24 protein-coding genes and 1 pseudogene are annotated in these 25,566 nt (G+C 64.7%); 13 read left to right on the forward strand and 12 right to left on the reverse strand.

Annotated features, from left to right (window positions below; all coding sequences use genetic code 11):
- Both ACIPG5_RS22410 and ACIPG5_RS22415 read right to left on the reverse strand, forming a co-directional pair.
- A complete protein-coding gene (locus ACIPG5_RS22410; protein ID WP_401378314.1) occupies positions 1-540 on the reverse strand; it encodes a cytochrome b/b6 domain-containing protein in 540 nt (179 codons plus the stop codon).
- On the reverse strand, positions 540-806 hold the full coding sequence (locus tag ACIPG5_RS22415; RefSeq protein WP_236235322.1) for a PepSY domain-containing protein: 267 nt from the start codon (positions 804-806) through the stop codon (positions 540-542). The genes ACIPG5_RS22410 and ACIPG5_RS22415 overlap by 1 nt, the downstream gene beginning before the upstream one ends.
- A 191-nt stretch (positions 807-997) precedes the next feature.
- On the opposite strand from ACIPG5_RS22415, the gene ACIPG5_RS22420 reads away from it, so the two are divergent.
- Together ACIPG5_RS22420 and ACIPG5_RS22425 are read left to right on the forward strand one after the other, a co-directional pair.
- Positions 998-2,176 (forward strand): acetyl-CoA C-acetyltransferase, encoded by a 1,179-nt coding sequence (locus ACIPG5_RS22420; protein ID WP_401378256.1) that lies wholly within the window; start codon positions 998-1,000, stop codon positions 2,174-2,176.
- A gap of 190 nt (positions 2,177-2,366) precedes the next feature.
- A complete protein-coding gene (locus tag ACIPG5_RS22425; protein WP_401378258.1) occupies positions 2,367-3,854 on the forward strand; it encodes a methylenetetrahydrofolate reductase C-terminal domain-containing protein in 1,488 nt (495 codons plus the stop codon).
- Here the strand turns inward: ACIPG5_RS22425 and yjiA are convergent.
- The 3 genes from yjiA to ACIPG5_RS22440 all read right to left on the reverse strand — a co-directional run bounded on the left by yjiA (position 3,814) and on the right by ACIPG5_RS22440 (position 7,141).
- Positions 3,814-4,791 (reverse strand): GTPase, encoded by a 978-nt coding sequence (yjiA, locus tag ACIPG5_RS22430; RefSeq protein WP_401378260.1) that lies wholly within the window; start codon positions 4,789-4,791, stop codon positions 3,814-3,816. The two genes, ACIPG5_RS22425 and yjiA, sit on opposite strands and share 41 nt — an antisense overlap.
- A 72-nt stretch (positions 4,792-4,863) precedes the next feature.
- Positions 4,864-5,061 (reverse strand): YbdD/YjiX family protein, encoded by a 198-nt coding sequence (locus ACIPG5_RS22435; protein WP_008094130.1) that lies wholly within the window; start codon positions 5,059-5,061, stop codon positions 4,864-4,866.
- A 13-nt stretch (positions 5,062-5,074) separates the two neighbouring features.
- Positions 5,075-7,141 carry a carbon starvation CstA family protein gene (locus ACIPG5_RS22440; RefSeq protein ID WP_176515003.1) on the reverse strand — a complete coding sequence of 689 codons (2,067 nt, stop codon included), beginning with the start codon at positions 7,139-7,141 and terminating at the stop codon, positions 5,075-5,077.
- A gap of 164 nt (positions 7,142-7,305) precedes the next feature.
- On the opposite strand from ACIPG5_RS22440, the gene ACIPG5_RS22445 reads away from it, so the two are divergent.
- Positions 7,306-7,668 (forward strand): PilZ domain-containing protein, encoded by a 363-nt coding sequence (locus ACIPG5_RS22445; RefSeq protein ID WP_176515005.1) that lies wholly within the window; start codon positions 7,306-7,308, stop codon positions 7,666-7,668.
- Between the two features lie 263 nt (positions 7,669-7,931).
- Positions 7,932-9,449, forward strand: coding sequence for a nucleobase:cation symporter-2 family protein (locus ACIPG5_RS22450; RefSeq protein WP_176515007.1), 1,518 nt, complete (start codon positions 7,932-7,934; stop codon positions 9,447-9,449).
- 114 nt (positions 9,450-9,563) lie between these two features.
- On the opposite strand, the gene radA is transcribed toward ACIPG5_RS22450, so the two are convergent.
- On the reverse strand, positions 9,564-10,931 hold the full coding sequence (gene radA / locus ACIPG5_RS22455; protein WP_176515009.1) for a DNA repair protein RadA: 1,368 nt from the start codon (positions 10,929-10,931) through the stop codon (positions 9,564-9,566).
- 177 nt (positions 10,932-11,108) lie between these two features.
- On the opposite strand from radA, the gene mscL reads away from it, so the two are divergent.
- The gene (gene mscL / locus ACIPG5_RS22460) at positions 11,109-11,528 is read left to right on the forward strand and encodes a large-conductance mechanosensitive channel protein MscL (protein ID WP_176515011.1); all 420 of its coding nucleotides are present in this window, start codon (positions 11,109-11,111) and stop codon (positions 11,526-11,528) included.
- A 33-nt stretch (positions 11,529-11,561) separates the two neighbouring features.
- Here the strand turns inward: mscL and ACIPG5_RS22465 are convergent, their stop codons facing one another.
- Positions 11,562-12,338 (reverse strand): ferredoxin--NADP reductase, encoded by a 777-nt coding sequence (locus ACIPG5_RS22465; RefSeq protein ID WP_176515013.1) that lies wholly within the window; start codon positions 12,336-12,338, stop codon positions 11,562-11,564.
- A gap of 210 nt (positions 12,339-12,548) precedes the next feature.
- On the opposite strand from ACIPG5_RS22465, the pseudogene ACIPG5_RS22470 reads away from it, so the two are divergent.
- Both ACIPG5_RS22470 and ACIPG5_RS22475 read left to right on the forward strand, forming a co-directional pair.
- Positions 12,549-13,256, forward strand: a pseudogene (locus ACIPG5_RS22470) (autoinducer binding domain-containing protein).
- A 97-nt stretch (positions 13,257-13,353) separates the two neighbouring features.
- Entirely contained in the window at positions 13,354-14,478 is a 1,125-nt protein-coding gene (locus ACIPG5_RS22475) for a methyltransferase (protein WP_401378264.1), read from the forward strand.
- A 122-nt stretch (positions 14,479-14,600) separates the two neighbouring features.
- On the opposite strand, the gene ACIPG5_RS22480 is transcribed toward ACIPG5_RS22475, so the two are convergent.
- Genes ACIPG5_RS22480 through ACIPG5_RS22490 form a run of 3 tightly spaced genes read right to left on the reverse strand, consistent with a single transcriptional unit; the run spans position 14,601 to position 17,212 of the window.
- Positions 14,601-14,756 (reverse strand): DUF2474 domain-containing protein, encoded by a 156-nt coding sequence (locus ACIPG5_RS22480; protein ID WP_081663495.1) that lies wholly within the window; start codon positions 14,754-14,756, stop codon positions 14,601-14,603.
- A gap of 8 nt (positions 14,757-14,764) precedes the next feature.
- Positions 14,765-15,772, reverse strand: a complete 1,008-nt coding sequence (gene cydB / locus ACIPG5_RS22485) for a cytochrome d ubiquinol oxidase subunit II (RefSeq protein ID WP_176515016.1) — start codon at positions 15,770-15,772, stop codon at positions 14,765-14,767.
- 3 nt (positions 15,773-15,775) lie between these two features.
- On the reverse strand, positions 15,776-17,212 hold the full coding sequence (locus ACIPG5_RS22490; protein WP_176515017.1) for a cytochrome ubiquinol oxidase subunit I: 1,437 nt from the start codon (positions 17,210-17,212) through the stop codon (positions 15,776-15,778).
- Between the two features lie 343 nt (positions 17,213-17,555).
- Between ACIPG5_RS22490 and ACIPG5_RS22495 the strand changes: the two genes are divergently transcribed.
- The 5 genes from ACIPG5_RS22495 to ACIPG5_RS22515 all read left to right on the forward strand — a co-directional run bounded on the left by ACIPG5_RS22495 (position 17,556) and on the right by ACIPG5_RS22515 (position 22,830).
- Positions 17,556-18,776: an MFS transporter gene (locus ACIPG5_RS22495; RefSeq protein WP_176515018.1), complete on the forward strand. Its 1,221-nt coding sequence runs from the start codon at positions 17,556-17,558 to the stop codon at positions 18,774-18,776.
- 194 nt (positions 18,777-18,970) lie between these two features.
- On the forward strand, positions 18,971-20,266 hold the full coding sequence (locus ACIPG5_RS22500; protein WP_176515019.1) for an NCS2 family permease: 1,296 nt from the start codon (positions 18,971-18,973) through the stop codon (positions 20,264-20,266).
- Positions 20,263-21,348: a tRNA (uridine(54)-C5)-methyltransferase TrmA gene (gene trmA / locus ACIPG5_RS22505; protein WP_401378267.1), complete on the forward strand. Its 1,086-nt coding sequence runs from the start codon at positions 20,263-20,265 to the stop codon at positions 21,346-21,348. Before ACIPG5_RS22500 ends, trmA begins: the two co-directional genes overlap by 4 nt.
- A gap of 53 nt (positions 21,349-21,401) precedes the next feature.
- Complete coding sequence (locus tag ACIPG5_RS22510; RefSeq protein ID WP_401378269.1) at positions 21,402-22,301, forward strand: LysR family transcriptional regulator; 900 nt, start codon at positions 21,402-21,404, stop codon at positions 22,299-22,301.
- Positions 22,302-22,404: 103 nt separating this feature from the next.
- Positions 22,405-22,830, forward strand: coding sequence for a cupin domain-containing protein (locus ACIPG5_RS22515; protein WP_401378272.1), 426 nt, complete (start codon positions 22,405-22,407; stop codon positions 22,828-22,830).
- A gap of 116 nt (positions 22,831-22,946) precedes the next feature.
- Here the strand turns inward: ACIPG5_RS22515 and pcaG are convergent, their stop codons facing one another.
- Positions 22,947-23,552, reverse strand: coding sequence for a protocatechuate 3,4-dioxygenase subunit alpha (pcaG, locus tag ACIPG5_RS22520; RefSeq protein WP_401378274.1), 606 nt, complete (start codon positions 23,550-23,552; stop codon positions 22,947-22,949).
- A 10-nt stretch (positions 23,553-23,562) separates the two neighbouring features.
- Positions 23,563-24,282: a protocatechuate 3,4-dioxygenase subunit beta gene (gene pcaH / locus ACIPG5_RS22525; RefSeq protein WP_176515026.1), complete on the reverse strand. Its 720-nt coding sequence runs from the start codon at positions 24,280-24,282 to the stop codon at positions 23,563-23,565.
- A gap of 222 nt (positions 24,283-24,504) precedes the next feature.
- On the opposite strand from pcaH, the gene ACIPG5_RS22530 reads away from it, so the two are divergent.
- Positions 24,505-25,392 carry a neutral zinc metallopeptidase gene (locus tag ACIPG5_RS22530; RefSeq protein WP_176515028.1) on the forward strand — a complete coding sequence of 296 codons (888 nt, stop codon included), beginning with the start codon at positions 24,505-24,507 and terminating at the stop codon, positions 25,390-25,392.
- The last annotated feature ends 174 nt before the right edge of the window (positions 25,393-25,566 follow it).

The raw sequence follows: 25,566 nt of genomic DNA on the forward strand, positions 1-25,566 counted from the left end.
TCATTGTTCATCAGGCATACGCCGCCGACGCCCGGTCAGCATCGACAACGGCAGGTTCTCGCGCAACCGCACACTCTCGATGATCGCCGCCAGCACATGCACGCAAACCAGCGCCAGCACGGCATCGGCCAGAAAGCTGTGCACCTGCATGGGCCAATCGGCCCCCCATAGCGCGTCAACCTCCTGCGAGGCCCAGCCGGTCAGCCCAAGGCCAGTAATGCCTGCGAGCATCAGCAGCATCACCAGCGCACCAATCGGCGAATGCCCCAAGCGATGGTAGGGCTGGCCCTTGAACAGCGCCCGGGCATGGGCCGCCAGGCGCGCAGGGGTTGGCCAGAAATCGGCCCAACGCGCACTTCGCGGCCCAACGAAGCCCCACACCAGGCGCACCAACACGCAGCCCAACGCGTAGTAACCGAGCCACTGGTGCCAGTCGTCACCCTCTTCGTTGAAAAAATAATTGGCAAAGAACACGGTGGCGAACGACAGGTGGCACAGACGCAACAGCGGGTCCCACAGCGTGACGGTCGCGCGTTGCATCATTTGTGGTATTCGGTCTTGACGGCCTTGCCCGAGACCGGGTCATGGTAGATCTCGACCTTCTTGCCCTCCTTGTCGAACCCGTAGATCTCGTAGCAGTTGCCCTTGGTGACCTGGAACTTGTTGATCTTGTAGCCCTGCTCCTTGAGCTGGGCCTGGAATTTTTCCGGGTCCTGCCAGGTGCTCTTGTCGGCGGTGGTGCATTGCGTGGCGGCGAAGGCGGCACTGCTACCCAGCAGCAAGGTGGCGGCAATCAGCATGCGCATGGCGGTGTGCTCCAATCGGTGGGTTGAAAGACGTGGCGGAACGTTTCCAGCTTAGACGAGGCCGGCAGTGGCCTCGTGGCGGCGGGGCATTCATTTGCTTTCCCGATCAATGGCAAAGAAAAACAAACTTAACAAATCAGCCAAAGCCACCGATGCTGGGGCATTACGCCCATTGCCCGGAGAACAACAACATGAACGACGTGGTCATCGTCGCCGCAACCCGCACCGCCATCGGCAGCTTCCAGGGCGCCCTGGCCACGGTGCCTGCCGTGGACCTCGGCGCTGCCGTGATCAAGCGCCTGCTGGAGCAGACCGGGCTGGACCCGGCCCAGGTCGATGAAGTGATCCTCGGCCAGGTGCTCACCGCCGGTGCCGGGCAGAACCCCGCGCGCCAGGCTGCGGTCAAGGCCGGCCTGCCCTACAGCGTGCCGGCGCTGACCTTGAACAAGGTCTGCGGCTCGGGCCTCAAGGCCCTGCACCTGGCTGCCCAGGCCATCCGCTGCGGTGACGCCGAGGTGGTGATTGCCGGCGGCCAGGAGAACATGAGCCTGGCGCCCTACGTGATGCCGTCGGCACGCACCGGCCAGCGCATGGGCCATGGCCAGCTGGTCGACAGCATGATCAGCGATGGCCTGTGGGATGCCTTCAACGACTACCACATGGGCATCACCGCGGAAAACCTGGTGGACAAGTACGGCCTCAGCCGTGAGCAGCAGGACGCCTTCGCCGCCGCTTCGCAGCAAAAAGCCGTGGCCGCGATCGAGGCTGGCCGCTTCAAGGACGAGATCACCCCGATCGTGATGCCGCAGAAAAAGGGCGAGCCGCTGGTCTTCGAGCGTGACGAACAGCCGCGCCCGGGCACCACGGCCGAGGCCCTGGCCAAGCTGCGCCCGGCGTTCAAGAAGGACGGCAGCGTTACCGCCGGCAACGCCTCCAGCCTCAACGACGGCGCCGCCGCGGTGCTGCTGATGAGCGCAAGCAAGGCCAAGGCCCTGGGCCTGCCAGTGCTGGCGAAGATCACCGCCTATGCCAGCGCCGGCGTCGACCCGGCGATCATGGGCATCGGCCCGGTATCGGCGACCCAGCGCTGCCTGGACAAGGCCGGCTGGCAACTGGCCGACCTCGACCTGATCGAAGCCAACGAAGCCTTTGCCGCCCAGGCACTGGCGGTGGGTAAGGCGCTGGAGTGGGATGCCCAACGGGTCAACGTCAATGGTGGGGCGATTGCTTTGGGCCACCCGATTGGTGCTTCCGGGTGTCGGGTGCTGGTGACCCTGCTGCATGAAATGATCAAGCGTGATGTGCACAAGGGGCTCGCCACGCTGTGCATTGGTGGTGGCCAGGGCGTGGCGCTGGCGATCGAGCGCTGATCTTTCTTCGATAGTGGGGGCCCTATCGCCGGCAAGCCGGCTCCCACATGGCCCCCCTGCGGTGTTCGATAGCTGTGGGGGCCGGCTTGCCGGCGATGTCTCATTCAGAGCAGCAGCCTGCGCCCGCAGGCATGACCTGGCCCGCCACCTGTCGCACAATACCACCCTGATCAATCCAGGTGCCCCAGCCATGAGCCTGCTGAAATCGGCGCTGCGCGATAAAACCTTCGTCTGCGTCATGGAGTTCGTGCCCAAGCCTTCGGCGCAACGCTTCGCCGCCATGCAAGCCATCATGGCCCGCGGGCAGCTGTGTGGCTGGCCCATGACCCTGGCCATCGGCGACCGCGTCGCCAGCCCGCTGGACCTTTCGCCACTGGACGCCCTCGCCAGCTTCGACACGCCTTTGCCCGCCCTGCCCCATTTCTCCGGCAAGGACCGCGAACGCCACCACCTGCTTGCGCAATTGCAGCGCATGGACGCCGCCGGCCTCGATCAACTGCTGCTGCTCACCGGCGACCGCCTGCCCGGCCATCAGCCCGGCGAGCGCCCGGTGCGCTACCTGGAATCGGTCGCCGCCCTGCAGATCGCCCGCCAGGCCTGCCCGCACTGGTTGCTCGGGGCGGCGCTCAACCCGTTCAAATACCGCGAGGAGGAAGGCGGCGCGCAGTACCTCAAGGCGCAGAAGAAGCTCGCGGCGGGGGCCGATTTGCTCATCCTGCAATTGGGCTTCGATGCCGGCAAACACCAGGAGGCGTTGCACTGGATGAGCCGCCAGGCCACGCCAAGACCGCTGCTGGCCTGCCTGATGAGCCTGACCCACGGCCGCGCGGCGATGCTCGACCACGTCGCCGGGGTCACCGTCACGCCGTCGATGCGCGCGCTGCTCGAGGCCGAGGCGGCCGAATCCAAGGCCTTCGCCCAGGCACGCAGCGTCGATCGCCTGGCGTTGCAGATCATCGGGGTCAAGCTGATGGGCTACGCCGGGGTGCACCTGTCGGGCATCCACGCGCTGGAGCAACTGCTGGCGCTGGAGGCGCGCCTGGAACACTGGCAGGCGCGTGTTCAGTCACTGGCGCAATGGGCACCCGCCTGGGCCCAGAGCTGGCAGCTGCCGGGCTTGCCCGCCGTGACCTTCCACCCACCTGCGGCCGATTGGCGCGATGGCCAGTCCGTGGTCAGGGCCTCGGCCGGGGAAGCCTTGCGCTATCACCTGCTGCACGGCGCCCACGCCGCGCTGTTCAGCCGCCACAACTGGCTGAGCAAGGCATTCGGCTGGGCCGTGCGCCGGCCCGTTTGGGCGACGGGCAGCGGCGCGCGGTTGCTGCACGGGCTGGAGCGCAGCGTGAAGCGGCCGCTGCTGGGCTGCGATACCTGTGGCCGCTGCCGCCTGGAAGACACCTTGTACATCTGCCCGGAAACCTGCCCCAAGGGCCTGGCCAACGGCCCCTGTGGCGGCACCGCGCTGAACCGCTGCGAGTTTGGCGACCGCGAGTGCATCCACAGCGTCAAGTACCGCACCGCCAAGGCCGTGGGCCAAGCCGCCGTGCTCAGCGAGCGGCTGATCCCGTGCATCGAAGTCGAAAGCCGCCACCGCAGCTCCTGGCCACAGTGGTTCGAGGCCTCGCCAACACCCCGGCTCAACCCTCAGCCAGCGCCTCGAAGCCAGCCCGAATCGTAGCTTCGGGCAGTTCATCGGCGATGAACACCATCACGCTTTCACGCGCCTCGCCCTCGGCCCACTCGGCGTCCCAGTCGAAGCCGTAGAGCTTGAGCACACCCTGGAACACCAGGCGGCGGTCTTCGCCGGCAATGTTGAGCACGCCCTTGTAGCGCAGCAGTTGCGTGCCGTGGGTTTCCAGCAGCTGGTTCATGAAGTCGCTGAGGCGGTCGATGTCCAGCGGGGTTTCAGTGCGCAGCACCAGGGTCGAGATGCGGTCTGGCGTGGCGGGCTTGAGCACCGGGCGCAGGCTCGGCTTGAGGTTGGCGCCCAGGTCGGGGTTGAGGTTGAAACCACGCACATCGAGCAGTTCGGCCAGGTCGATGAGGCCTTGCTCGACAACGCGGATAGCCGCCCGGCCATTGATCCGCCCCAGGCGCTCCTGCAGCGCCGCCACCGCTGCCGGCTCGACCAGGTCGGTCTTGCTCAGCAGCAGGCGATCGGCAAAACCGACCTGGGCCTGGGCGATGGCCTGGGCCAGGTGCAGCTCGGCATGGGCGGCGTCCACCAGGGTGATGATGCCGTCGAGGATGTAGCGCTCGCGCAACGTTTCGTCGATGAAGAAGGTTTGCGCCACCGGCGCCGGGTCGGCAAGGCCGGTGCACTCGATCACCAGGCGGTCGAAGGCGATTTCGCCGGCATCCAGGCGTTCGAGCAGCAGGTACAGGGCGCGGGTCAGGTCGCCATGGATGCTGCAGCACACGCAGCCGTTGGCCAGGGTCATCACCTGCACCGGCTCGTCGCCCAGCAGCTGGCTGTCGATGCCGGCTTCGCTGAATTCATTTTCGATCACGGCGATCTTCAGGCCGTGCTCGGCCTTGAGCATGTACTTGAGCAAGGTGGTCTTGCCGGCACCCAGGAAGCCGGTGAGGACGGTGACGGGAATGGGCGTTTGCACGCAGGTATCTCCTCGGGCTGAAAATGACTGTGGGAGCCCACAGGCTCCCACAGGGTCACGCATGTCGCAGGTTCAACAGCACTTGGGCCCGGACTTGCCGCCGTAGCGCGCTTCCTGGCGTTCGCGGAAGAACGCCTCGTAGCTCATCACCGGCTTGTCCGGGTGCTTGGTCTGCATGTGTTCGACATAGTTGTCGTAGTCGGGCATGCCGACCATCAGGCGGGCTGCCTGCCCCAGGTACTTACCCAGTCGACCCAGGTCGTTGAACATCGCAGCAGTCCTCTCAAGCGTCAGGCAGAGCCTGGAACGGGGTTTCCTTGTCGGTGCGTTCCTTGCGGCCGAGGGCGGCGTAGCCGACCTTGACGGCGAAGAACAGCACGCTGAACACCACCAACAGGAACAGCACGGTCAGGCCGGCGTTGGTGTAGGCGTTGAAGATCACGTGCTGCATCTGCCCGATGTCCTTGGCCGGGGCCAGCACTTGGCCGGCGTCCAGCGCGGTGCTGTACTTCTTGGCCAGGGCCAGGAAGCCAACGGCCGGGTTCGGGTCGAACAGCTTGATCAGGCCTGCGGTGGTGGTGCAGATCAGCAGCCACACGGCCGGCAGCAGGGTGACCCAGACATAGCGCTGGCGCTTCATCTTGATCAGCACCACGGTGCCGAGCATCAGGGCGATACCGGCCAGCATCTGGTTGGAGATGCCGAACAGCGGCCACAAGGTGTTGATGCCACCCAGCGGGTCGATCACGCCCTGGTACAGCAGGTAACCCCACAGTGCCACGCAGCCGGCAGTGCCGATCAGGTTGGCGGTCCACGACTCGGTGCGCTTGAGGGCCGGCACGAAGCTGCCCAGCAGGTCCTGCAGCATGAAGCGCCCGGCACGGGTACCGGCGTCCACCGCGGTGAGGATGAACAGCGCCTCGAACAGGATCGCGAAGTGGTACCAGAAGGCCATGGTGTTCTCACCCGGCAGCACCTGGTGCAGGATCTGCGCGATACCTACCGCAAGGGTGGGTGCACCACCGGCGCGGGCGAGGATGGTGTGCTCGCCGATGTCGCGGGCGACCGCTTCGAGCTGCTCCGGGGTGATCAAAAAGCCCCAGCTGCTGACCGTCTGCGCCACCGAGGCGACGTCGGCACCGACCACCGCGGCCGGGCTGTTCATGGCGAAGTACACGCCCGGCTCGATCACCGAGGCGGCGACCATGGCCATGATGGCGACGAACGACTCCATCAGCATGCCGCCGTAGCCGATGTAGCGGGCGTTGGCTTCGTTGTCGAGCAGCTTGGGCGTGGTGCCCGAGGAGATCAGCGCGTGGAAGCCGGACACCGCACCACAGGCGATGGTGATGAACAGGAACGGGAACAGGGTGCCCTTCCAGACCGGGCCGGTGCCGTCGGTGAACTGGGTCAGCGCCGGCATTTTCAGCTCGGGCATGGTCACCAGGATGCCGATGGCCAGGGCAATGATGGTACCGATCTTGAGGAAGGTCGACAGGTAGTCACGCGGCGCCAGCACCAGCCAGACCGGCAGCACGGCGGCAACGAAACCGTAGCCCACCAGCATCCAGGTGATCTGCACGCCGGTGAAGGTGAATGCCGGGCCCCAGACCGGATCTGCGGCAATCTGGCCCCCCAGCCAGATCGACCCCAGCAGCAGCAGCACGCCGACCACCGAGATCTCGCCGATGCGGCCCGGGCGGATGTAGCGCATGTAGATGCCCATGAACATCGCGATCGGGATGGTCGCCATCACCGTGAACATGCCCCATGGGCTCTCGGCCAGGGCCTTGACCACGATCAGCGCCAGCACCGCGAGGATGATGATCATGATCAGGAAGCAGCCGAACAGGGCGATGGTGCCGGGGATGCGGCCCATCTCCTCGCGCACCATGTCGCCCAGCGAGCGGCCGTTGCGGCGGGTGGACAGGAACAGGACCATGAAGTCCTGTACCGCACCGGCCAGCACCACGCCGGCGATCAGCCACAGTGTGCCGGGCAGGTAGCCCATCTGCGCGGCGAGTACCGGGCCGACCAGCGGGCCGGCGCCGGCGATGGCGGCGAAGTGGTGGCCGAAAAGAATGTGCTTGTTGGTCGGGACGTAGTCCAGGCCGTCGTTGTTGAGCACCGCGGGGGTAGCTCGACGTGGGTCCAGTTGCATCACCTTGGTGGCGATGAACAGGCTGTAGTAACGATAGGCGACCAGGTAGATGGCGACCGACGCGACCACGATCCACAAGGCGTTGATCGCCTCGCCGCGACGCAGGGCAACCACACCCAGCGCGCAAGCCCCTATGACTGCCAGCGCCAGCCACGGAATGTGGCGTAGCAGGCTATTATTGTTGTTCATGGTTTACTTCCAGCTGGTGGATTGGAAAAGACCGCCCATCGAGTCTAGGGCGAGTCATCGCGCATTGCCACACTTGCTTTGGACTAGAGCCTCTGCGGCCAGATTGCGGTACCTGATGCACATACCCACTAACTATAGTCAGGATGTCACCCGAGGACCCGCCCATGAGCGATCACGACGAACGCAGGCGCTTCCAGCGCATCGACTTCGACGCCCCCACCGAACTGCGCCAGGGCGACCGCCGCTGGCCGGTAAAACTGCTTGATCTGTCGCTCAAGGGCCTGTTGGTCGAGTGCCCCAGGCCATGGGACGCCGACCTGAGCCAGGACTTCGATGCGATCATCCACCTCGACCGCGCCGTGCGGGTGCAGATGCAGGTGGAACTGCGCCATGAAGAGCCCACCCGGCTGGGCTTCGTCTGCCTCTACATCGACATCGAGTCGATGTGCCACTTGCACCGTCTTGTGGAACTGAACGTGGCCGACAGCACCGAAATGATGCGTGAGCTGCGCCAACTGATCGAATAATGGAATGTCTTAGCTAGCTAATAGCTTTCCCACCTTGCGTTTCCTGTCTACCCAGACAGCTTTAAGCCTGGGTAGCAGCACTTTGTACACAGCCCTCTAGCACAGCTTTCAGCGACTTGGTACGCGATCTGCATTGCGGTTCAGGCCACACCGCAACGCTGCCTGTGCGCGCTCCGATCAAAATATTGTATACAATTCCTGTAGCAATCATTTGCAGGAAGTGTCTACAGTAGCGGCACAACAATAAACAGAGAGCCTGCTCAATGACTACGTCCCCTAGCACGTCTCCCGCCAAGCGCCCCGAGGACGAAAACCTCGGCCTTGGTGCCAACCTGGCATATGGTCTGCAGCACGTGCTGACCATGTATGGCGGGATCGTCGCGGTACCCTTGATTCTCGGGCAGGCCGCCGGCCTGAACGGTGCCGAAATCGGCATGCTGATCGCAGCTTCGCTGTTTGCCGGCGGCCTGGCCACGCTGCTGCAGACGCTGGGCCTGCCGTTCTTCGGTTGCCAGTTGCCGTTGGTACAAGGCGTGTCGTTCGCAGGCGTTGCGACCATGGGTGCGATTCTCAGCAGCGAGGGCGGTGGTGGCCTCCCCGGCGTGCTGGGTGCGGTCATGGCGGCCTCGTTGATCGGCTTCCTGATTACCCCGGTGTTCTCGCGCATCACCAAGTTCTTCCCGCCGCTGGTGACCGGCATCGTCATCACCACCATCGGCCTGACCCTGATGCCCGTGGCCGCACGCTGGGTGATGGGTGGCAACAGCGCATCGCCGGAGTTCGGCAGCGTGGCCAACATCGGCCTGGCGGGGCTGACCTTCGCCATCGTGCTGCTGCTGAGCAAGCTGGGCAGCGCGACCATTTCGCGGCTGTCGATCCTCCTGGCCATGGTCATCGGTACCCTGATTGCCTGGGCGCTGGGCATGACCGACTTCAGCAAGGTCGCCGAAGGCCCGATGTTCGCCTTCCCCACGCCGTTCCACTTCGGCATGCCGACCTTCCACATCGCCGCGATCCTGTCGATGTGCATCGTGATCATGGTGACCCTGGTGGAAACCTCGGCCGACATCCTCGCGGTGGGTGAGATCATCGACACCAAGGTCGACTCCAAGCGCCTGGGCAACGGCCTGCGTGCCGACATGGCGTCGAGCATCCTGGCGCCGATCTTCGGCTCCTTCACCCAGAGCGCCTTCGCCCAGAACGTCGGCCTGGTGGCCGTGACCGGGGTCAAGAGCCGCTATGTGGTGGCCACCGGTGGCGTGATCCTGGTGGTGCTCGGCCTGCTGCCGGTGATGGGCCGGGTGATCGCCGCGGTACCGACGCCGGTATTGGGCGGCGCAGGCATCGTGCTGTTCGGCACGGTGGCGGCCAGCGGTATCCGCACCCTGTCGAAGGTCAACTACAAGAACAACGTCAACCTGATCATCGTCGCCGCCTCGCTGGGCTTCGGCATGATCCCGATTGCCGCGCCGACCTTCTACCACCAGTTCCCAAGCTGGTTCGAGACCATCTTCCACTCCGGTATCAGCTCTTCGGCGATCATGGCCATCCTGCTGAACCTGATCTTCAACCACTTCACCACCGGCAACTCGGACCAGCAGTCGGTGTTCGCCGCCGCCTACGAGCGCACCATCCAGTACTCGGACATCTCGGAGCTGCGCGATGGCGACTACTTCAAGGATGGCAAGCTGTTCGATGCCGATGGCAACGAAGTGCCGGTCATGGAACTGGACGAGCATGGCAATGCGGCGCCCAAGCGAACGCCGGTCGCCGAGCATTGACCACTGACTGAGTGGTAACCGAGGGGAGCCGATGCGCATCGTCGGCTCCCCTTTTTGTTTGCCTGCACTGGCCAGTGTGGGAGCCGGCTTGCCGGCGATAGAGCCGCGAGTGAATTACTCGAACAAGGCGTCCAGGGCCTGTTCCAGGCGGGTCACGGCAATCACCTGCAACCCCGGCGGCGGCTCTTTCGGTGCATTGCCCTTGGGCACGATGGCGCGCTTGAAGCCATGCTTGGCCGCTTCCTTCAGGCGCTCCTGCCCGCTCGGCACCGGGCGCACCTCGCCAGACAGGCCGATTTCGCCGAACACCAGCAAGCCATGGGCCAACGGCCGGTTGCGCAGGCTGGACATCACCGCCGCCAGCAAGGCCAGGTCGGACGCGGTCTCCAGCACCTTCACCCCGCCCACCACGTTGAGAAACACGTCCTGGTCATGGGTGGGGATGCCGCCATGGCGGTGCAGCACCGCCAGCAGCATGGCCAGGCGGTTCTGGTCCAGGCCCAGGGTGACGCGCCGTGGGTTGGCCAGGTGGCTGTCATCGACCAGCGCCTGCACTTCCACCAGCATCGGCCGGGTGCCTTCCCAGGTGGCCATCACCACGCTGCCCGGCACTTCTTCCTGGGTACGGTTGAGGAAGATCGCCGAGGGGTTGGAGACTTCCTTGAGGCCGCGGTCGGTCATGCCGAACACACCCAGCTCGTTGACCGCCCCGAAGCGGTTCTTCACGGCGCGCAACAAACGCAGGCGGCCATCGGACTCGCCTTCGAAATACAGCACGGTGTCGACCATGTGCTCCAGCACTCGCGGGCCGGCCAGCGAGCCTTCCTTGGTGACGTGGCCAACCAGGAAGATCGCCGTGCCGCTCTGCTTGGCATAGCGCACCAGCAGCGCCGTGCTCTCGCGCACCTGGGCCACGCCACCGGGGGCCGACTGCAGTTGCTCGGTGAAGATGGTCTGGATCGAGTCGATGACCATGACCCGCGGCTTCTCCAGCCGCGCCGTGGCGATGATGGTTTCGATGCAGGTTTCGGTCATCACCTTGAGCTGGTCCTGGGGCAGGCCCAGGCGCCGCGAGCGCATGGCCACCTGCTGCTGCGATTCCTCGCCGGTGACGTACAGCGCCGGCATGCCCACGGCGATGTTGCACAAGGTCTGCAGCAGGATGGTCGACTTGCCGATACCCGGGTCGCCGCCAATCAGCACCACCGAGCCATCCACCAGGCCACCGCCGAGCACGCGGTCCAGCTCGGTGCTGCTGGTGGTGAAGCGCGGGATTTCCTCGACGCTGACCTCGGCCAGGGTCTTGATCTGCGCCTGCTGGCCGGTCCACCCGGCACGCCCGCTGGGCGCCGCGGCGCCGGCGCTTTCGATCATGGTTTCGACCAGGGTGTTCCAGGCCCCGCATTCGCCGCACTGGCCGGCCCATTTGGGGAAGGTCGCGCCGCATTCGGTGCAGCCGTACAAGCGCTTGGCCTTGGCCATGGGCAGGTTCTCCTGGAAAAAACCGCCATGATAGCCGACAGCGACGTGCCTCGAACGCCTCGAGGAGCGACAAAACTATTCGTTCTAAGCGCAGTCACTACCCCTGAACACCACGCATGAAGCGTTTTAGTGGCTTACACTGCGTTAACCTCACCATTTGCAACAAAGGAATCGAAAATGGGCATGATCAGTGAGTTCAAGGCCTTCGCGGTCAAGGGAAATGTCGTCGACATGGCGGTCGGTATCATTATCGGCGCGGCGTTCGGCAAGATTGTCTCCTCCTTCGTCGGTGACGTGGTCATGCCGCCACTGGGGCTGTTGATCGGTGGCGTGGACTTCAGTGACCTGGCCGTTACCCTCAAAGCCGCCGAAGGCGACGCACCGGCGGTGGTGCTGGCTTATGGCAAGTTCATCCAGACCATCATCGACTTCCTGATCGTGGCGTTCGCCATCTTCATGGGCGTCAAGGCGATCAACAAGCTCAAGCGCGAAGAAGCCGTGGCCCCGAGCGTGCCGCCGGCGCCGACCCCGCAGGAAACCCTGCTGACCGAGATTCGCGACCTGCTCAAGACGCAGAACCAGAACCGCCTGCCCTGACGTGAAAAGGGGCGCCTTGCGCGCCCCCTTCGCTTACCAGTAGTTTTCCACCGCCACCTGCCCTGGGCGCTTGCTCAGGCTCAGTTGCAGGTCGCGTGCCTTGAGCACCTTGCGTGTGTCGTCGATCATCTGCGGGTTACCGCACAGCATGATCCGCGAGTGCTCGGGCGACAGCTGCAACCCTGCCGCCTTCTCCAGCTCGCCGTTCTCGATCAGGGTGGTGATCCGCGCGTTCAGCGCACCTGGATGCGGCTCGCGCGTGACCACCGGGATGAACTGCAGTTTGCCGGCAAACTCGGCCAGGTAGTCGCGCTGCTCCAGCCCGGCGATGTCGTCGACGTAGGCCAGCTCCTTCGCCTCGCGCACCGAATACACCAGCTTGATGTTGTCGAAGCGCTCCCAGGCCTCGAAGTCCTGCAGGATCGACATGAAGGGCGCAATGCCGGTACCGGTTGCCAGCAACCACAGGTCGCGGCCGCCGACGAAGCGGTCGAGGGTCAGGTAGCCGAATGCCTGGCGGTCGATGAACAACGTTTCACCCTCACCCAGGCGGCTCAGTTCACTGGTGAACTCCCCACCCGGCACGACGATGGAAAAGAAGTCCAGGTACTCGTCATGGGGCGCGCTGACCATCGAATAGGCGCGCCACACCACGCTGCCATCGGCCTTGGTCACCCCCAGCCGGGCAAATTGGCCGGCACGGAAACGGAACCCTGGATCGCGCGTGACCCGCAGGCTGAACAGGTTGGGCGTCAGCGGCTGGACATCGAGCAGGGTCTGGCGGGTGTACTTGTCGGCGCTGGCGGTCATGTGGGGCTCCAAGAAAGGCATGCGCCAAGTGTCTCGCAAAGCGGCCAGGATAAAAACCGTTGGAGTGTAGGGGCACCGAAAATCGCGGGCTGAAACGTTTGCACAAAAACCGTGAGCGCTATAACAAAAAAACCCTACACAACCGTCAGGCTTTTCCTACAATCTGACGGTGCTAACGGATTGGATCCGTACGGACCAAGGGAGTAACAGATGCTTCTCTGGAATCAAGAGCATCTCCAGCAACTGAGCAGCGAGAGTACGCCACAGCGAGTTTTCGACCTGGCAGTGCAGCTGGCACAGGACCTGGAGATGGAGTTTCTGGGCCTGAAACTTAGCCTGCAACTGGCGGCACAATCGCCCAAGGTCTTCCTGTACAGCAACTATCCGCCCGAGTGGATCGAACGCTACCAGCGCGACGACTTCTACAAGCAGGACCAGGCAGCCGTGCGCAGCCACAGCTCGACCATGCCCGTGCTGTGGAGCGACGACCTGTACCGTGAAGCGCCGCAGTATCGCGAGGAAGCCTGCGGGCACGGCCTGCGCCATGGCTGGACCCAGTCACTGCATGACCTGCGCCACAACGAAAGCCAGATCAGCGTTGCCAGGCCGGTGGGCGAAGTCAGCATGGGCGAGCTTTATGACAAGGCCGGCAAGGTGCAGTGATTGTGCCACACCTTGCACGCGATCATCTGCGAGTACCACCAGAACCAGCTTTGCCCGCCGACGCCGAAGATGTCCGAGCGCGAGCTGGAAGTGCTGAAGTGGTCTGCTGCAGGCAAGACCGCCGCCGACGTGGCCTGCATCCTGTCGTTGTCGCAAAGCACGGTGAACTTCCATATCCGCAGCGTCATCAGCAAGACCAATGCCTCCAACAAGGCAGGGGCGATCGCCATCGCCGCCATGCGCGGGCTGATCTAACAGCCATTTCTGCGACCTTGCGCAAAGCTCTGTAGAATCGCGTACCCAAACCCGTGGCGATCCGCCGACGGGCAGATCCGTACCCGAGCCAGACGCCATGCCCCTGTTGACCACCCCCTACGCCGAACTCGACCTGATCCGCCAGCCGGATCAGGCCAACGACCCCCTGCAGGCCTTCGATGCCGCCGACGAGTACTTGCTCGAGCAACTGCACGGGCAAGCACCGGGGGCCGATTGCCGGGTGCTGGTGCTCAACGACAGCTTCGGCGCCCTGGCCGCCAGCCTCGAAGGCCACGTGCAGGTGGTCAGCAGCGGCGACTCGCACCTGGCGCGCATGGCCCTGGAGAAAAACCTCGCCCGTAACGCCAAGGCCTTCGACAGCGTGCCGTTCGTGCCGGCCAGCGAACACTGGCAAGGCCCGTTCGACCGGGTGTTGCTGCGCGTACCCAAGACCCTGGCCCTGCTCGAAGAGCAGTTGATCCGCCTGCAGGGCCACCTGGCCCCCGGTGCCCAGGTGATCGCCGGCGCGATGATCAAGCACTTGCCGCGCGCCGCGGGCGACTTGCTGGAGCAGTACATCGGCCCGGTCCAGGCTTCGCTGGCGCAGAAGAAGGCGCGCCTGCTGACTGCCACCCTGGCCGCGCGCCCGGCTGCCGTGTCGCCCTACCCCAGCCGCTACCGCCTGGATTCGCCAGCACTCGAGCTGCTCAACCATGCCAACGTGTTCTGCCGCGATGGCCTGGACATCGGCACCCGCGCCTTTCTTCCACACCTGCCGAGCGGCCTGGGCAACGCCCGCGTCGCCGACCTGGGCTGTGGCAACGGCGTGCTGGCCATCGCCAGTGCCCTGGCCAACCCCGAGGCGCACTACACCTTGGTGGACGAATCGTACATGGCCGTGCAATCGGCCCGGGAAAACTGGCAGGCGGCCTTGGGTGATCGGGAAGCGACGGTGATGGCGGGTGACGGCCTGGCTGGGGTGGAAAAACAGTCGCTGGACGTGGTGCTGTGCAACCCGCCGTTCCACCAGCAGCAGGTGGTCGGCGATTTTCTCGCCTGGCGCATGTTCCAGCAGGCGCGCGAGGCGCTGGTGGTGGGGGGAGCGTTGTATATCGTCGGCAACCGGCACCTGGGCTATCACAGCAAGCTGGCGCGGTTGTTCCGGGGGGTGGAGCAGGTGGCGGCGACGCCGAAGTTCGTGATTCTCAAGGCCCGCAAGTAGGTTTCAAGGGCCCAATCGCCGGCAAGCCGGCTCCCACAGGTACTCCACGGTGTTCAAGCCTTGTGGGGTACCTGTGGGAGCCGGCTTGCCGGCGATTGGGGCGCAAAGCGCCCCCTTCCCTATCAATGGGTGGTCAGCCCGGCGGCGCCCATGAACAGGCGCATCACATACGCCGCCACCCCCAACGCTGCCACGCTCATCGCCCAGATCAGCAGCAACCAGCCCAGCCGCTGCCACAAGGGTTTCTTCTCTTCCAGGCCATGCTTGCCAGTCATCATGCGCCCTCCTAGTGATAGCCGTCTTCGTGGGTGACCTTGCCGCGGAACACGTAGTAGCTCCAGAAGGTATACCCAAGGATGAACGGCAGGATGAACAACGTGCCCACCAGCATGAAACCTTGGCTCTGCGGCGGAGCGGCAGCGTCCCAGATCGAGATCGACGGCGGGATGATGTTCGGCCACAGGCTGATGCCCAGGCCGCTGTAGCCAAGGAAGATCAGCACCAGGGTCAACAGGAACGGCGTGTAGTGGGCATTGCGTGCCACCGCCTTGAGCAGGCCGTAGAAGGTCACCAGCACCAGGATCGGCACCGGCATGAACCAGATCAGGTTGGGCATGCTGAACCAGCGGTCGGCGATTTGCGGGTAGGCGATCGGCGTCCACAGGCTGACGATGCCGATCACCACCAGCAGCACCAGCGCCAGTGGCTTGGCCAGGTCATGCATCTGCTGCTGCAGCGGCCCTTCGGTCTTCATGATCAGCCAGGTGCAACCGAGCAGGGTGTAGGCCACGATCAGCCCCAGGCCGCTGAACAGGCTGAACGGGGTCAGCCAGTCGAGCGTGCCGCCGGCGAAGTGGCGGTCCACCACCTTGAAGCCCTCGATGAACGCGCCCAGCGCAACGCCCTGGAAGAAGGTCGCCACCAGCGAGCCCCAGATGAACGCCTTGTTCCAGATATGCCGCTTGTGCGCCTTGGCCTTGAAGCGGAACTCGAATGCCACGCCGCGGAAGATCAGGCCGATCAGCATCAGGATCAACGGCAGGTAGAGCGCTTCGAGCACCACCGAGTAGGCCATCGGGAAGGCGCCGAACAGGCCGGCACCGCCGAGGATCAGCCAGGTTTCGTTGCCGTCCCACACGGGGGCGACGGTGTTCATCATCACATCACGGTCCTGCTCGCCCTTGACGAAGGGGAAGAGCATGCCGATGCCTAAGTCGAAACCATCCATCACCACGTACATCATGACGCCGAAGATGATGATCACGGCCCAGATCAGCGGAAGGTCGATACCCATGGCTCAGTTCTCCTTGCTCAGGCTGGGGGCTTTGGCGTCGTGGCCATCATCGGCGGCGGACAGCGGCCGTGCCGGTGTGCGTTTCTGGCCGGGGCCGCCTGGGGTGTGCTCGTCGCCCTCGCCGGTTTTCGGCCCTTTGCGCACCAGGCGCATCATGTAGCCCAGGCCCGTGCCGAACAGCGCGAAGTAGACCACCACGAACGCCACCAGGGTGAAGCCGAGCTGGGTATAGCTATGGTTGGACACCCCCTCCGAGGTGCGCATCAGGCCGTACACCACCCAAGGCTGGCGGCCGATTTCAGTGGTGAACCAGCCTGCCAGGATGGCGATCAGGCCGGACGGGCCCATCCACAGCGTCAGGTACAGGAACGGACGCGAGCTGTACAAGGTGCCGCGCTTGCGCAGCCACAGGCTCCACAGGCCGACCAGGATCATCAGCATGCCCAGCCCGACCATGACCCGGAACGACCAGAACACGATGGTCGAGTTGGGCCGGTCCTCGGGGGCGAATTCCTTCATCGCCGGCACCTGCTTGTCCAGGCTGTGGGTGAGGATCAGGCTGCCAAGCGCCGGGATCTCGAGCTTGAAGTGCGTGGTCTCGGCCTTCATGTCCGGGATGCCGAAGAGGATCAGCGGGGTCGGCTCGCCCGGCACGTTTTCCCAGTGGCCTTCGATCGCGGCAATCTTCACCGGCTGGTGCTTGAGGGTGTTCAGGCCATGGAAGTCGCCGATCACGGCCTGCACCGGGGCGACGATCAAGGCCATCCACATGGCCATCGACAGCATCTTGCGAATCGCCGGGTTGTCACGCCCGCGCAGCAGGTGCCAGGCCGCCGAGGCGCCGACGAAGAACGCCGTGGCGACGAACGCGGCCGTGGCCATGTGCATCAGGCGGTAGGGGAACGAGGGGTTGAAGATCACTGCCAGCCAGTCCACCGGCACCACGCGGCCATCGATGATTTCGTGGCCTTGCGGCGTCTGCATCCAGCTGTTGGAAGCCAGGATCCAGAAGGTCGACACCAGCGTGCCCACCGCCACCATCACCGTGGCGAAGAAGTGCAGGCCGCGGCCCACTCGGTTCCAGCCGAACAGCATGACGCCGAGGAAGCCGGCTTCGAGGAAGAAGGCAGTCAGTACTTCATACGTGAGCAACGGCCCGGTGACGGCGCCGGCGAAGTCGGAGAACCGGCTCCAGTTGGTGCCGAACTGGTAGGCCATGACCAGGCCGGAGACCACGCCCATGCCGAAGTTGACGGCGAAGATCTTCGACCAGAAGTGGTAGAGGTCACGGTAGACCTGGTTGTGGCTCCTCAGCCACAGGCCTTCGAGGACCGCCAGGTAGCTCGCCAGGCCAATGGTGATGGCCGGGAACAGGATGTGAAAGGACACGGTAAATGCAAACTGGATTCGGGCGAGATCTAGGGCCTCTAAACCGAACATAGTGCTTCCTCTTCAGATAATCCGGCGTTCGGGCTCGTGGCCCTGGCGCCTACTGCCCCCACGGTTATCGAGTGCGGCGCGTTGGAATTGTTCTGTGCAATCGCAGGGAATCGGGCCCAAAGGCCAATCGTTGAAACTGGAACGATTGATCCAGATCAACGAATGCTAGGAAGCATAGTCCCGAATGGCCCGCCGGGACGTGTGGTTGATTGCCGCGTGACCGGTTGCCCCACCCCCTGTTGCCGCGCCTGAAAAAGTGCCGACCCCGGCAAACAGTAACGGTTTGTTACAAACAGATGATACGCTGCCGGCCCCTCTACTGCGCCGAGGCCACAGGTTTCCGATGTCCGATTCCACACCGCAGTTGTTGCGCCAGCACCGCCCGTTCATGGCCTTCTGGCTGGCCCGCGTGTTCACCGCCAGCGGCTTTCAGATGCTCACCGTGGCCATCGGCTGGCACCTCTACCAACTGACCGGCAATGTGCTCGACCTGGGCCTGGTGGGCCTGGTGGAATTTGCCCCGCGAGTGCTGTTCATGCTGCACACCGGGCATGTCGCTGACCGCTATGACCGGCGCAAGGTGGCCGCGCTGTGCCAGACCTTGCAGGGGCTGATCGCCCTGGTGCTGGCGCTGGGCAGCGCCACCGACAACGTCAGCCGCGAGCTGATCTTCGCCCTGGCCTTCCTGCTCGGCGCCGCCCGCTCGTTCGAGATGCCGGCGACCCAGGCGCTGCTGCCCAACGTGGTGCCGCCGGGGCTGTTCCCGCGGGCGGTCGCGGCATCGGCGTCGGCAACCCAGGCGGCGACCATCGTCGCCCCGGCGGTGGGCGGCTTCCTGTATGCCTTCGGCAGCATTTGGGTATACGGCCCTACGGTTGCGCTGTACGCCATCGCCTGCGCGCTGATGCTGGGCCTCGACTCGCGCCAGCAGGTGCCCCAGCGCGGCCGTGCCAGCCTGGAATCGCTGCTGGCCGGCATCCGCTTCATCCGCAGCCGGCCGGACATCCTCGGGGCGATTTCCCTCGACCTGTTCGCCGTGCTGCTGGGCGGCGCCACCGCGCTGTTGCCGGTGTTCGCCAAGGACATTTTGCTCACCGGGCCCTGGGGCCTGGGGCTGCTGCGCTCGGCGCCGGCGGTGGGGGCGTTGCTGATGTCGTTGTGGCTGGCGCGCTTCCCGGTCGAGCGCAAGGTCGGGCGCACCATGTTCACCGCCGTGGGGGTGTTTGGCGTGGCGACCATCGCCTTCGGCCTGTCGACCTCGTTCTGGTTCTCGCTGGCGGTGCTGGTGGTGCTGGGCGCGGCGGACATGATCAGCATGGTAATCCGCGGCGCCTTCGTGCAATTGGAGACGCCCGATGAGATGCGCGGGCGGGTGAGCGCGGTGAACGGGTTGTTCATCGGTGCCTCGAACCAGCTCGGCGAGTTCGAATCCGGGGTCACGGCGCACTGGTTTGGAACAGTGCCGGCGGTGGTGTTGGGGGGCGTGGGCACCTTGGTGGTGACCGGGGTGTGGATAAGACTGTTCCCGGGCCTGGCCAGGCGCGACCGCCTGCACAATGGCTGATGGCCCTGACGCCTGCAAGCACCGCGCAGGGCTTGCCGGCGATAGGGCCCAACGGCCATAGGCCCCTGCCATCCTTGCTGGTATGATGCGCGGCTTTTTTCCTCCCCACACAAAACCACGGCAACCGGTACGGTCTGTGCTTTGCTGATGGGGTCGATACATTCACGGCGCCGGGGGCGCCTTGGGGAGCGGGCATGCTGGAAAGGCTGTTTCAACTAAGAGCACACAACACCAACGTGCGCACCGAGATACTTGCGGGCGTCACCACCTTCCTGGCCATGGCCTACATCCTGTTCGTCAACCCGAGCATCCTCGGCGAAACCGGCATGGACAAGGGCGCGATCTTCGTCGCTACCTGCCTGGCCGCGGCCATCGGTTCGACCACCATGGGCCTGATCGCCAACTACCCGATCGCCCTGGCGCCGGGCATGGGCCTGAACGCCTTCTTCACCTACACGGTGGTGCTGCACATGGGCCACACCTGGCAGGTGGCGCTGGGCGCGGTGTTCCTGTCGGCGGTGATGTTCTTCCTGCTGTCGATCTTCCGTATCCGCGAATGGATCGTGAACAGCATCCCGCTGCCCTTGCGCTCGGCCATCGCCGCGGGCATCGGCCTGTTCCTGGCGTTCATCGCCCTGCATAACGCCGGCATCGTCGTCGATAACCCGGCTACCCTGGTGGGCCTGGGCGACCTCAAGCAGCCGGCGCCGATCCTCGCCACCCTGGGCTTCTTCCTGATCGTCGGCCTGGAAGCGCTGAAAGTGCGTGGTGCGGTGCTGATCGGCATCCTCGCGGTCACCGTCGCTTCCATCGCGATGGGCGTGACGCCATTTGGCGGGATCGTCTCCATGCCGCCGTCGCTGGCGCCGACCTTCCTCCAGCTGGACATCGCCGGTGCTCTGGACGTGGGCCTGGTCAGCGTGATCTTCGCCTTCCTGTTCGTCGACCTGTTCGACAACTCCGGCACCCTGATCGGCGTGGCCAAGCGCGCCGGCCTGATGGGCAAGGACGGCCACATGCCGAAGATGGGCCGTGCCCTGATCGCCGACAGCACCGCGGCCATGGCAGGTTCGCTGCTGGGCACCTCGACCACCACCAGCTACATCGAATCGGCCGCGGGCGTGAGCGCCGGTGGCCGCACCGGCCTGACCGCCATCGTGGTCGCCGTGCTGTTCCTGCTGGCGCTGTTCTTCGCCCCGCTGGCCGGTAGCGTGCCGGCCTTCGCCACCGCACCGGCGCTGTTGTTCGTTGCCGTGCTGATGGCCTCGGGCCTGGCCGAAATCAACTGGGACGACGTCACCGAGGCCGCACCGGTGGTGGTCACCGCCCTGGCCATGCCGCTGACCTACTCGATCGCCAACGGCATCGCCTTCGGCTTCATTGCCTGGACTGCCGTCAAGCTGATCTCCGGCCGCCACCGCGACCTGAACCCGGCGCTGGTGATCCTCTCCATCCTGTTCGTGATCAAGCTGGGCTGGTTCAACGCATGAGTGCTGTCTTCGACCCAAGCGCCTACGACGCGCAGCTTCAGGCCAAGGTCGCGCGCCTGCGCGATCTGCTGGCCCCCTTCGGCGCGCCGGAGCCGGCGGTTTTCGACTCGCCGCGCGAGCACTATCGCCTGCGCGCCGAGTTCCGCCTGTGGCGTGAAGACGGCCAGCGCCACTACGCGATGTTCGCCCCGGGCGATAAGCACAAGGCCATCCTGATCGATGAATTCCCCATCGCCAGCGAGCGCATCAACCAGCTGATGCCGCGCCTGAAGGCGGCCTGGCAGGCCAGCGAGGCCCTGAGCAATCGGCTGTTCCAGGTGGAGTTCCTCACCACCCTGGCCGGCGATGCGATGGTCACCCTGTGCTACCACCGCCCGCTGGACGAGGCCTGGGAAGTGGCTGCGCGCGAGTTGGCCGAAACGCTGGGCGTGAGCCTGATCGGCCGTTCCAAGGGCAAGCGCCTGGTCATCGGCCGCGATTACGCGGTGGAGAAGCTCGACGTCGCAGGCCGTGTGTTCAGCTATCGCCAACCGGAAGGCGCGTTCACCCAGCCCAACGGCGCGGTGAACCAGAAGATGCTGAGCTGGGCATTCGAGGCCATTGGCGAGCGCGACGACGACCTGCTGGAGCTGTACTGCGGCAACGGCAACTTCACCCTGCCGCTGGCCACCCGCGTGCGCCAGGTGCTGGCCACTGAAATCAGCAAGACCTCGGTCAATGCCGCACTGAGCAACCTCGACGAGAACGCGGTAGCCAACGTGCGCCTGGTGCGCCTGTCGGCCGAAGAGCTGACCCAGGCCCTGAACGAGGTGCGCCCGTTCCGCCGGCTGGAAGGCATCGACCTGAAAAGCTACGACTTCGGCACCGTGTTCGTCGACCCGCCGCGCGCCGGCATGGACCCGGACACCTGCGAACTGACCCGGCGTTTCGAGCGCATCCTGTATATCTCGTGCAACCCCGAGACCCTGGCGCAGAACATCGCCCAGCTGCAAGATACCCACCGTATCGAACGCTGTGCGCTGTTCGACCAGTTCCCCTACACCCACCACATGGAAAGCGGGGTGCTGCTGGTTCGGCGCTGATCCGCGATGCCGTGGGGCCTGCCCGGCCCCACGGCACGCCGCCAGGAGAGTGGATGGACCAGTTCAGTGCCATGCAAAGCTTCCGCCGGGTCGTCGACCTCGGCAGCTTCAGCGCCGCCGCCAGCCAGGCGGGCGTCTCCCACACCGTGCTGTCGCGCCAGGTCAAGCAGCTGGAACGCCAGCTCGGCACGCAATTGCTCACCCGCACCACCCGCCGCCTGCACCTGACCGAGGCCGGCGCGCTGTTCTATCGCCACTGCGTGCAGATCCTCGAGCAGATGCAGGCCATGGCCCTGGAGCTTTCCGAACACCAGCAACAGCCCAGCGGCACGCTGCGCCTGGGCGTGGCCACGGCGTTCGGCGAGCTGGAGCTGGGGCGCTGGTTGCCGGATTTCGTCGAGCGCCACCCGCTGCTGCAGATCGAACTGCACTGCAGCGATCGCTTCATCGACCTGCTGGAGGAGCAGATCGATGTGTGCCTGCGGGTCACCGACCACTTGCCCGACTCCAGCCTGGTGGCACGCCGCCTGGCGAGCAGCGAGGTGATGCTGGTGGCCGCCCCGGGTTACCTCGAACGCCACGGCGCGCCGGGCAACCCCGACGCGCTGGCCAGCCATGCCCTGCTCGGCTACAGCCAGCTGCTGCACCCTCAGCGCCTGCAACTCACCAGCGCCGGTGGCGAACAGCGCGACATCCACATGCCACGGCGCCTGAGCGCCAACTCGCCGATGGCCCTGCGCGCCGCTGCCATCGGCGGCCTGGGCATTGCCAGCTTCGATCGCTTCATCGTCCACGATGCCCTGCAGGACGGGCGCCTGGTGCCGGTGCTGGAGCACTGGAAGCTGCCCGCGCGCAGCCTTTACGCGGTTTATCCACAGAGCCGCTACCTGGCGCCCAAGGTGCGGGCGTTGCTGGACTATGTGCAGGTTTACTACGCGCAAGCGAGGTGGTGATTTGTGCGATATGTGCACAGGTCATGGCTGAGTTGGCAGGTATTTGTGCGCGGCTTGTTTGATTAGCCTTCGTTGCACTTTCACTCAACGAAGGAGTTTCACCATGAAAACAGTCATCGCGGGTTTGCTGCTCACCACCCTGGCCGTCGGCGCCCATGCGGCGGAAAAAACCATTTCGGTGACCGACAGCGCGGCCTTGAAATGGCAGGACGTGCCCAATACCAAAGGGGCTGTCAGCTATGCCAACGTCGAGGGCGATATCTTCGGCAAGGGGCCTTACTCGGCCTATGTGAAGTTCAGGAAGGGGACTGATAATGGCCTGCACCAGCACAGCCAGACGTTGCCGACGGTGGTGCTGAGCGGGACCTTTTATGCGGTGATCGATGGCAAGCGCACCGAGTATCCGGCGGGGGCTTACTACAAGTTGCCGGCAGACTTGGTGCATGAGAGTGGCTGTACTGCTGCGGCGGATTGCCTGTTGTTTCAGTATCAGGCCGACGCGTTCGACTTGAAGCCGGTGAAGGGCTGAAATCCTGGGGCTGCTTTGCAGCCCTTTCGCGACACAAGGCCGCTCCTACAGGCGCCGCGCTCATCTGTAGGAGCGGCCTTGTGTCGCGAAAGGGCCGCAAAGCGGCCCCACCCCCATCAGAAGTCGAAGAACACCGTCTCCCCTTCCCCCTGAATCCGGATATCGAACCGATACGCCGTTTTCCCCTCCACTTCACAGCGCTCTGCAATCAATGTCTCACGCCGCTGCGGCTGCTCGATCAGGTTGAGCACCGGGCACTTGGCGTTGGCCTCGGCCTCGTCATCGAAATACAACCGCGTATGCAGGTGAATGTTGATGCCGCGGGCAAACAGGCTGAGGTTGATGTGCGGCGCCATCGGCACGCCCGCCGCATTGTTCACCACACCTGGCTTGACCGTGTGCACAGTCCATTCGCCGGCATCGAAGGTAGTGGCGGTACGGCCAAAACTGTTGAAGGCGTTTTCCAGGTGGTAGGCATCCTGGTACTGGCCATCGGCATCGGCCTGCCAGATTTCCAGGAACGAATCACGCACCAGGTGGCCATTGCCGTCATACACCTGGCCGATCAGCAGGATATGCTCGCCCGCAGCATCCGGCTTGGCCAGGCGGTTCCAGATTTCCTGGTCGCGGGTCGGGTTGCCGGCCGCTTCCAGGGCCAGGCCGATGTGCACATAGGGGCCGGCGGTCTGCGAGGGGGTTTCCGGCAGCAGTTCGATTGGCATGGCGGGGTCCTCAGCAGTTTTCGAAGTGGGTCTTGCGCTGGCCGCGCAGCACGATGTCGAAGCGGTAGGCCAGGCAGTCCATGGGGTTGGCATGGCTCATGTCGAGCTTGGCGATCAGTTGCTGCACCGCGTCGGGGTTGGCGATCGACTTGACGATCGGGCACATCGGGATCAGCGGGTCGCCCTCGAAGTACAGCTGGGTGATCAGCTTGGTGGCGATCGACGGGCCGCTGATGGCGAAGTGGATATGCGCCGGGCGCCAGTCGTTCGGGCCGTTGCGCCATGGGTACGGGCCGGGCTTGATGGTGCGGAAGCTGTAGTAGCCGTCGCGGTCGGTCAGGCAACGGCCGACGCCGCCGAAGTTCGGGTCCAGCGGCGCCAGGTAGCGGTCGTTCTTGTGCCGGTAGCGGCCACCGGCGTTGGCCTGCCACATCTCCACCAGGGTGTTGGCCACCGGCTTGCCGTACTGGTCGACGACCCGGCCGGCGACGATGATGCGTTCACCGATCGGCAGGCCACCGTTGTTGAAGTTCAGCAGCAGGTCATGGTCATGGGCGCCGAAGCCCAGGTGGGAAAAGTCGGGGCCTGTGGTTTCGCTGATCGACTGGGGAATGCTGACCAGCGCCTGGCGCGGTGAGCGGGCGATGGATGTCTTGTAGTCGGGCGTCAGGGCCTTGGGGTGCCAGTTGCGATCACGGATCACGAAGCGGCTGGTGTCCTGGGCGGGCATGCCGGGTTCCTCTCTTGGAATTATGGATATTTCCCATCGGGGCTTCTTCGAAGCCCAATCGCTGGCAGGCCAGCTCCCACAGGGACTTGCAGTTTCAGATAGGTTGCGGGGGATGAACATTGAATTCAGGCATCAGAGGCATAACCAAATGGTTATGAATTAGTGCCTTTGGCCGCAGTGAACTAATCTATTGCTTTGTGTTTCACGCTCTGGAGAGCCCTTATGGAATGGCGAAAAGGCCGACGCAGCGACAACGTGGTCGATGCCCGTGGTGAAGGTGGCGGCGGCGGTGGCATGCGCTTTGGCGGCGGCAAGGGGCTCGGGCTTGGGGCGATCCTGCTGATCGTCGGCATCGGCTGGCTCACCGGCCAAGACCCGCTGCAGATCCTCGGCCAGCTCACCGGCCAGATGGAGCAGCAACAGCCCGCTCCCAGTGGCGCCAGCAACCAGGCGCCCGCGGCCAATGACGAACAGGCGCAATTCGTCGCCTCGATCCTGGGCGACACCGAAGACACCTGGAAGGCCCTGTTCTCCCAGGCCGGCAAGCAGTACCGCGACCCCAAGCTGGTGCTGTTCAGTGGCCAGGTGAATTCCGCCTGCGGTTTCGCCTCGGCGGCCGTGGGCCCGTTCTACTGCCCGGCGGACCAACGGGTGTACCTGGACATGTCGTTCTTCCGCGAAATGGAAACCCGCTTCGCCGCCGCCGGCGATTTCGCCCAGGCCTATGTGATCGCCCACGAGATCGGCCACCACGTGCAGACCTTGCTCGGCGTTTCGGCCAAAGTCGACGCCGCACGGCGCAACGGCCAGCGCATGGAAGGCGACAACGGCCTGCTGGTGCGCCAGGAGTTGCAGGCCGACTGCCTGGCCGGGGTGTGGGCCTACCAGGCGCAAAAGCGCTTGAACTGGCTGGAGCCAGGTGACGTCGAGGAAGCGCTCAATGCCGCCAATGCCATTGGTGACGACCGCCTGCAGCAACAGGGCCAGGGGCGTGTGGTGCCAGACTCGTTCACCCATGGTACGTCGGCCCAGCGGGTGCGCTGGTTCAAGGCCGGGTTCGCCCAGGGTGAGGTGAACAGCTGCGATACCTTCAGCGCGCGCAGCCTTTGACATTGCGTGGGGCCGCTGGGCGGCCCATTCGCGGGCAAGCTCGCTCCCACATAGAGTTACATTTCTGCTGAAAAAGCGTTTCAGCTTCCCCTTCCCTTGCCGATAACCCCTGCACGATTGAGCGGGCATCCAGAACAACAACGCCTCGCGATCGACGATCAAGTGAGCGAAAAT

This window comes from Pseudomonas sp. NPDC087029 (assembly GCF_044745345.1).
In the GTDB taxonomy this organism is placed as follows: domain Bacteria; phylum Pseudomonadota; class Gammaproteobacteria; order Pseudomonadales; family Pseudomonadaceae; genus Aquipseudomonas; species Aquipseudomonas faucium.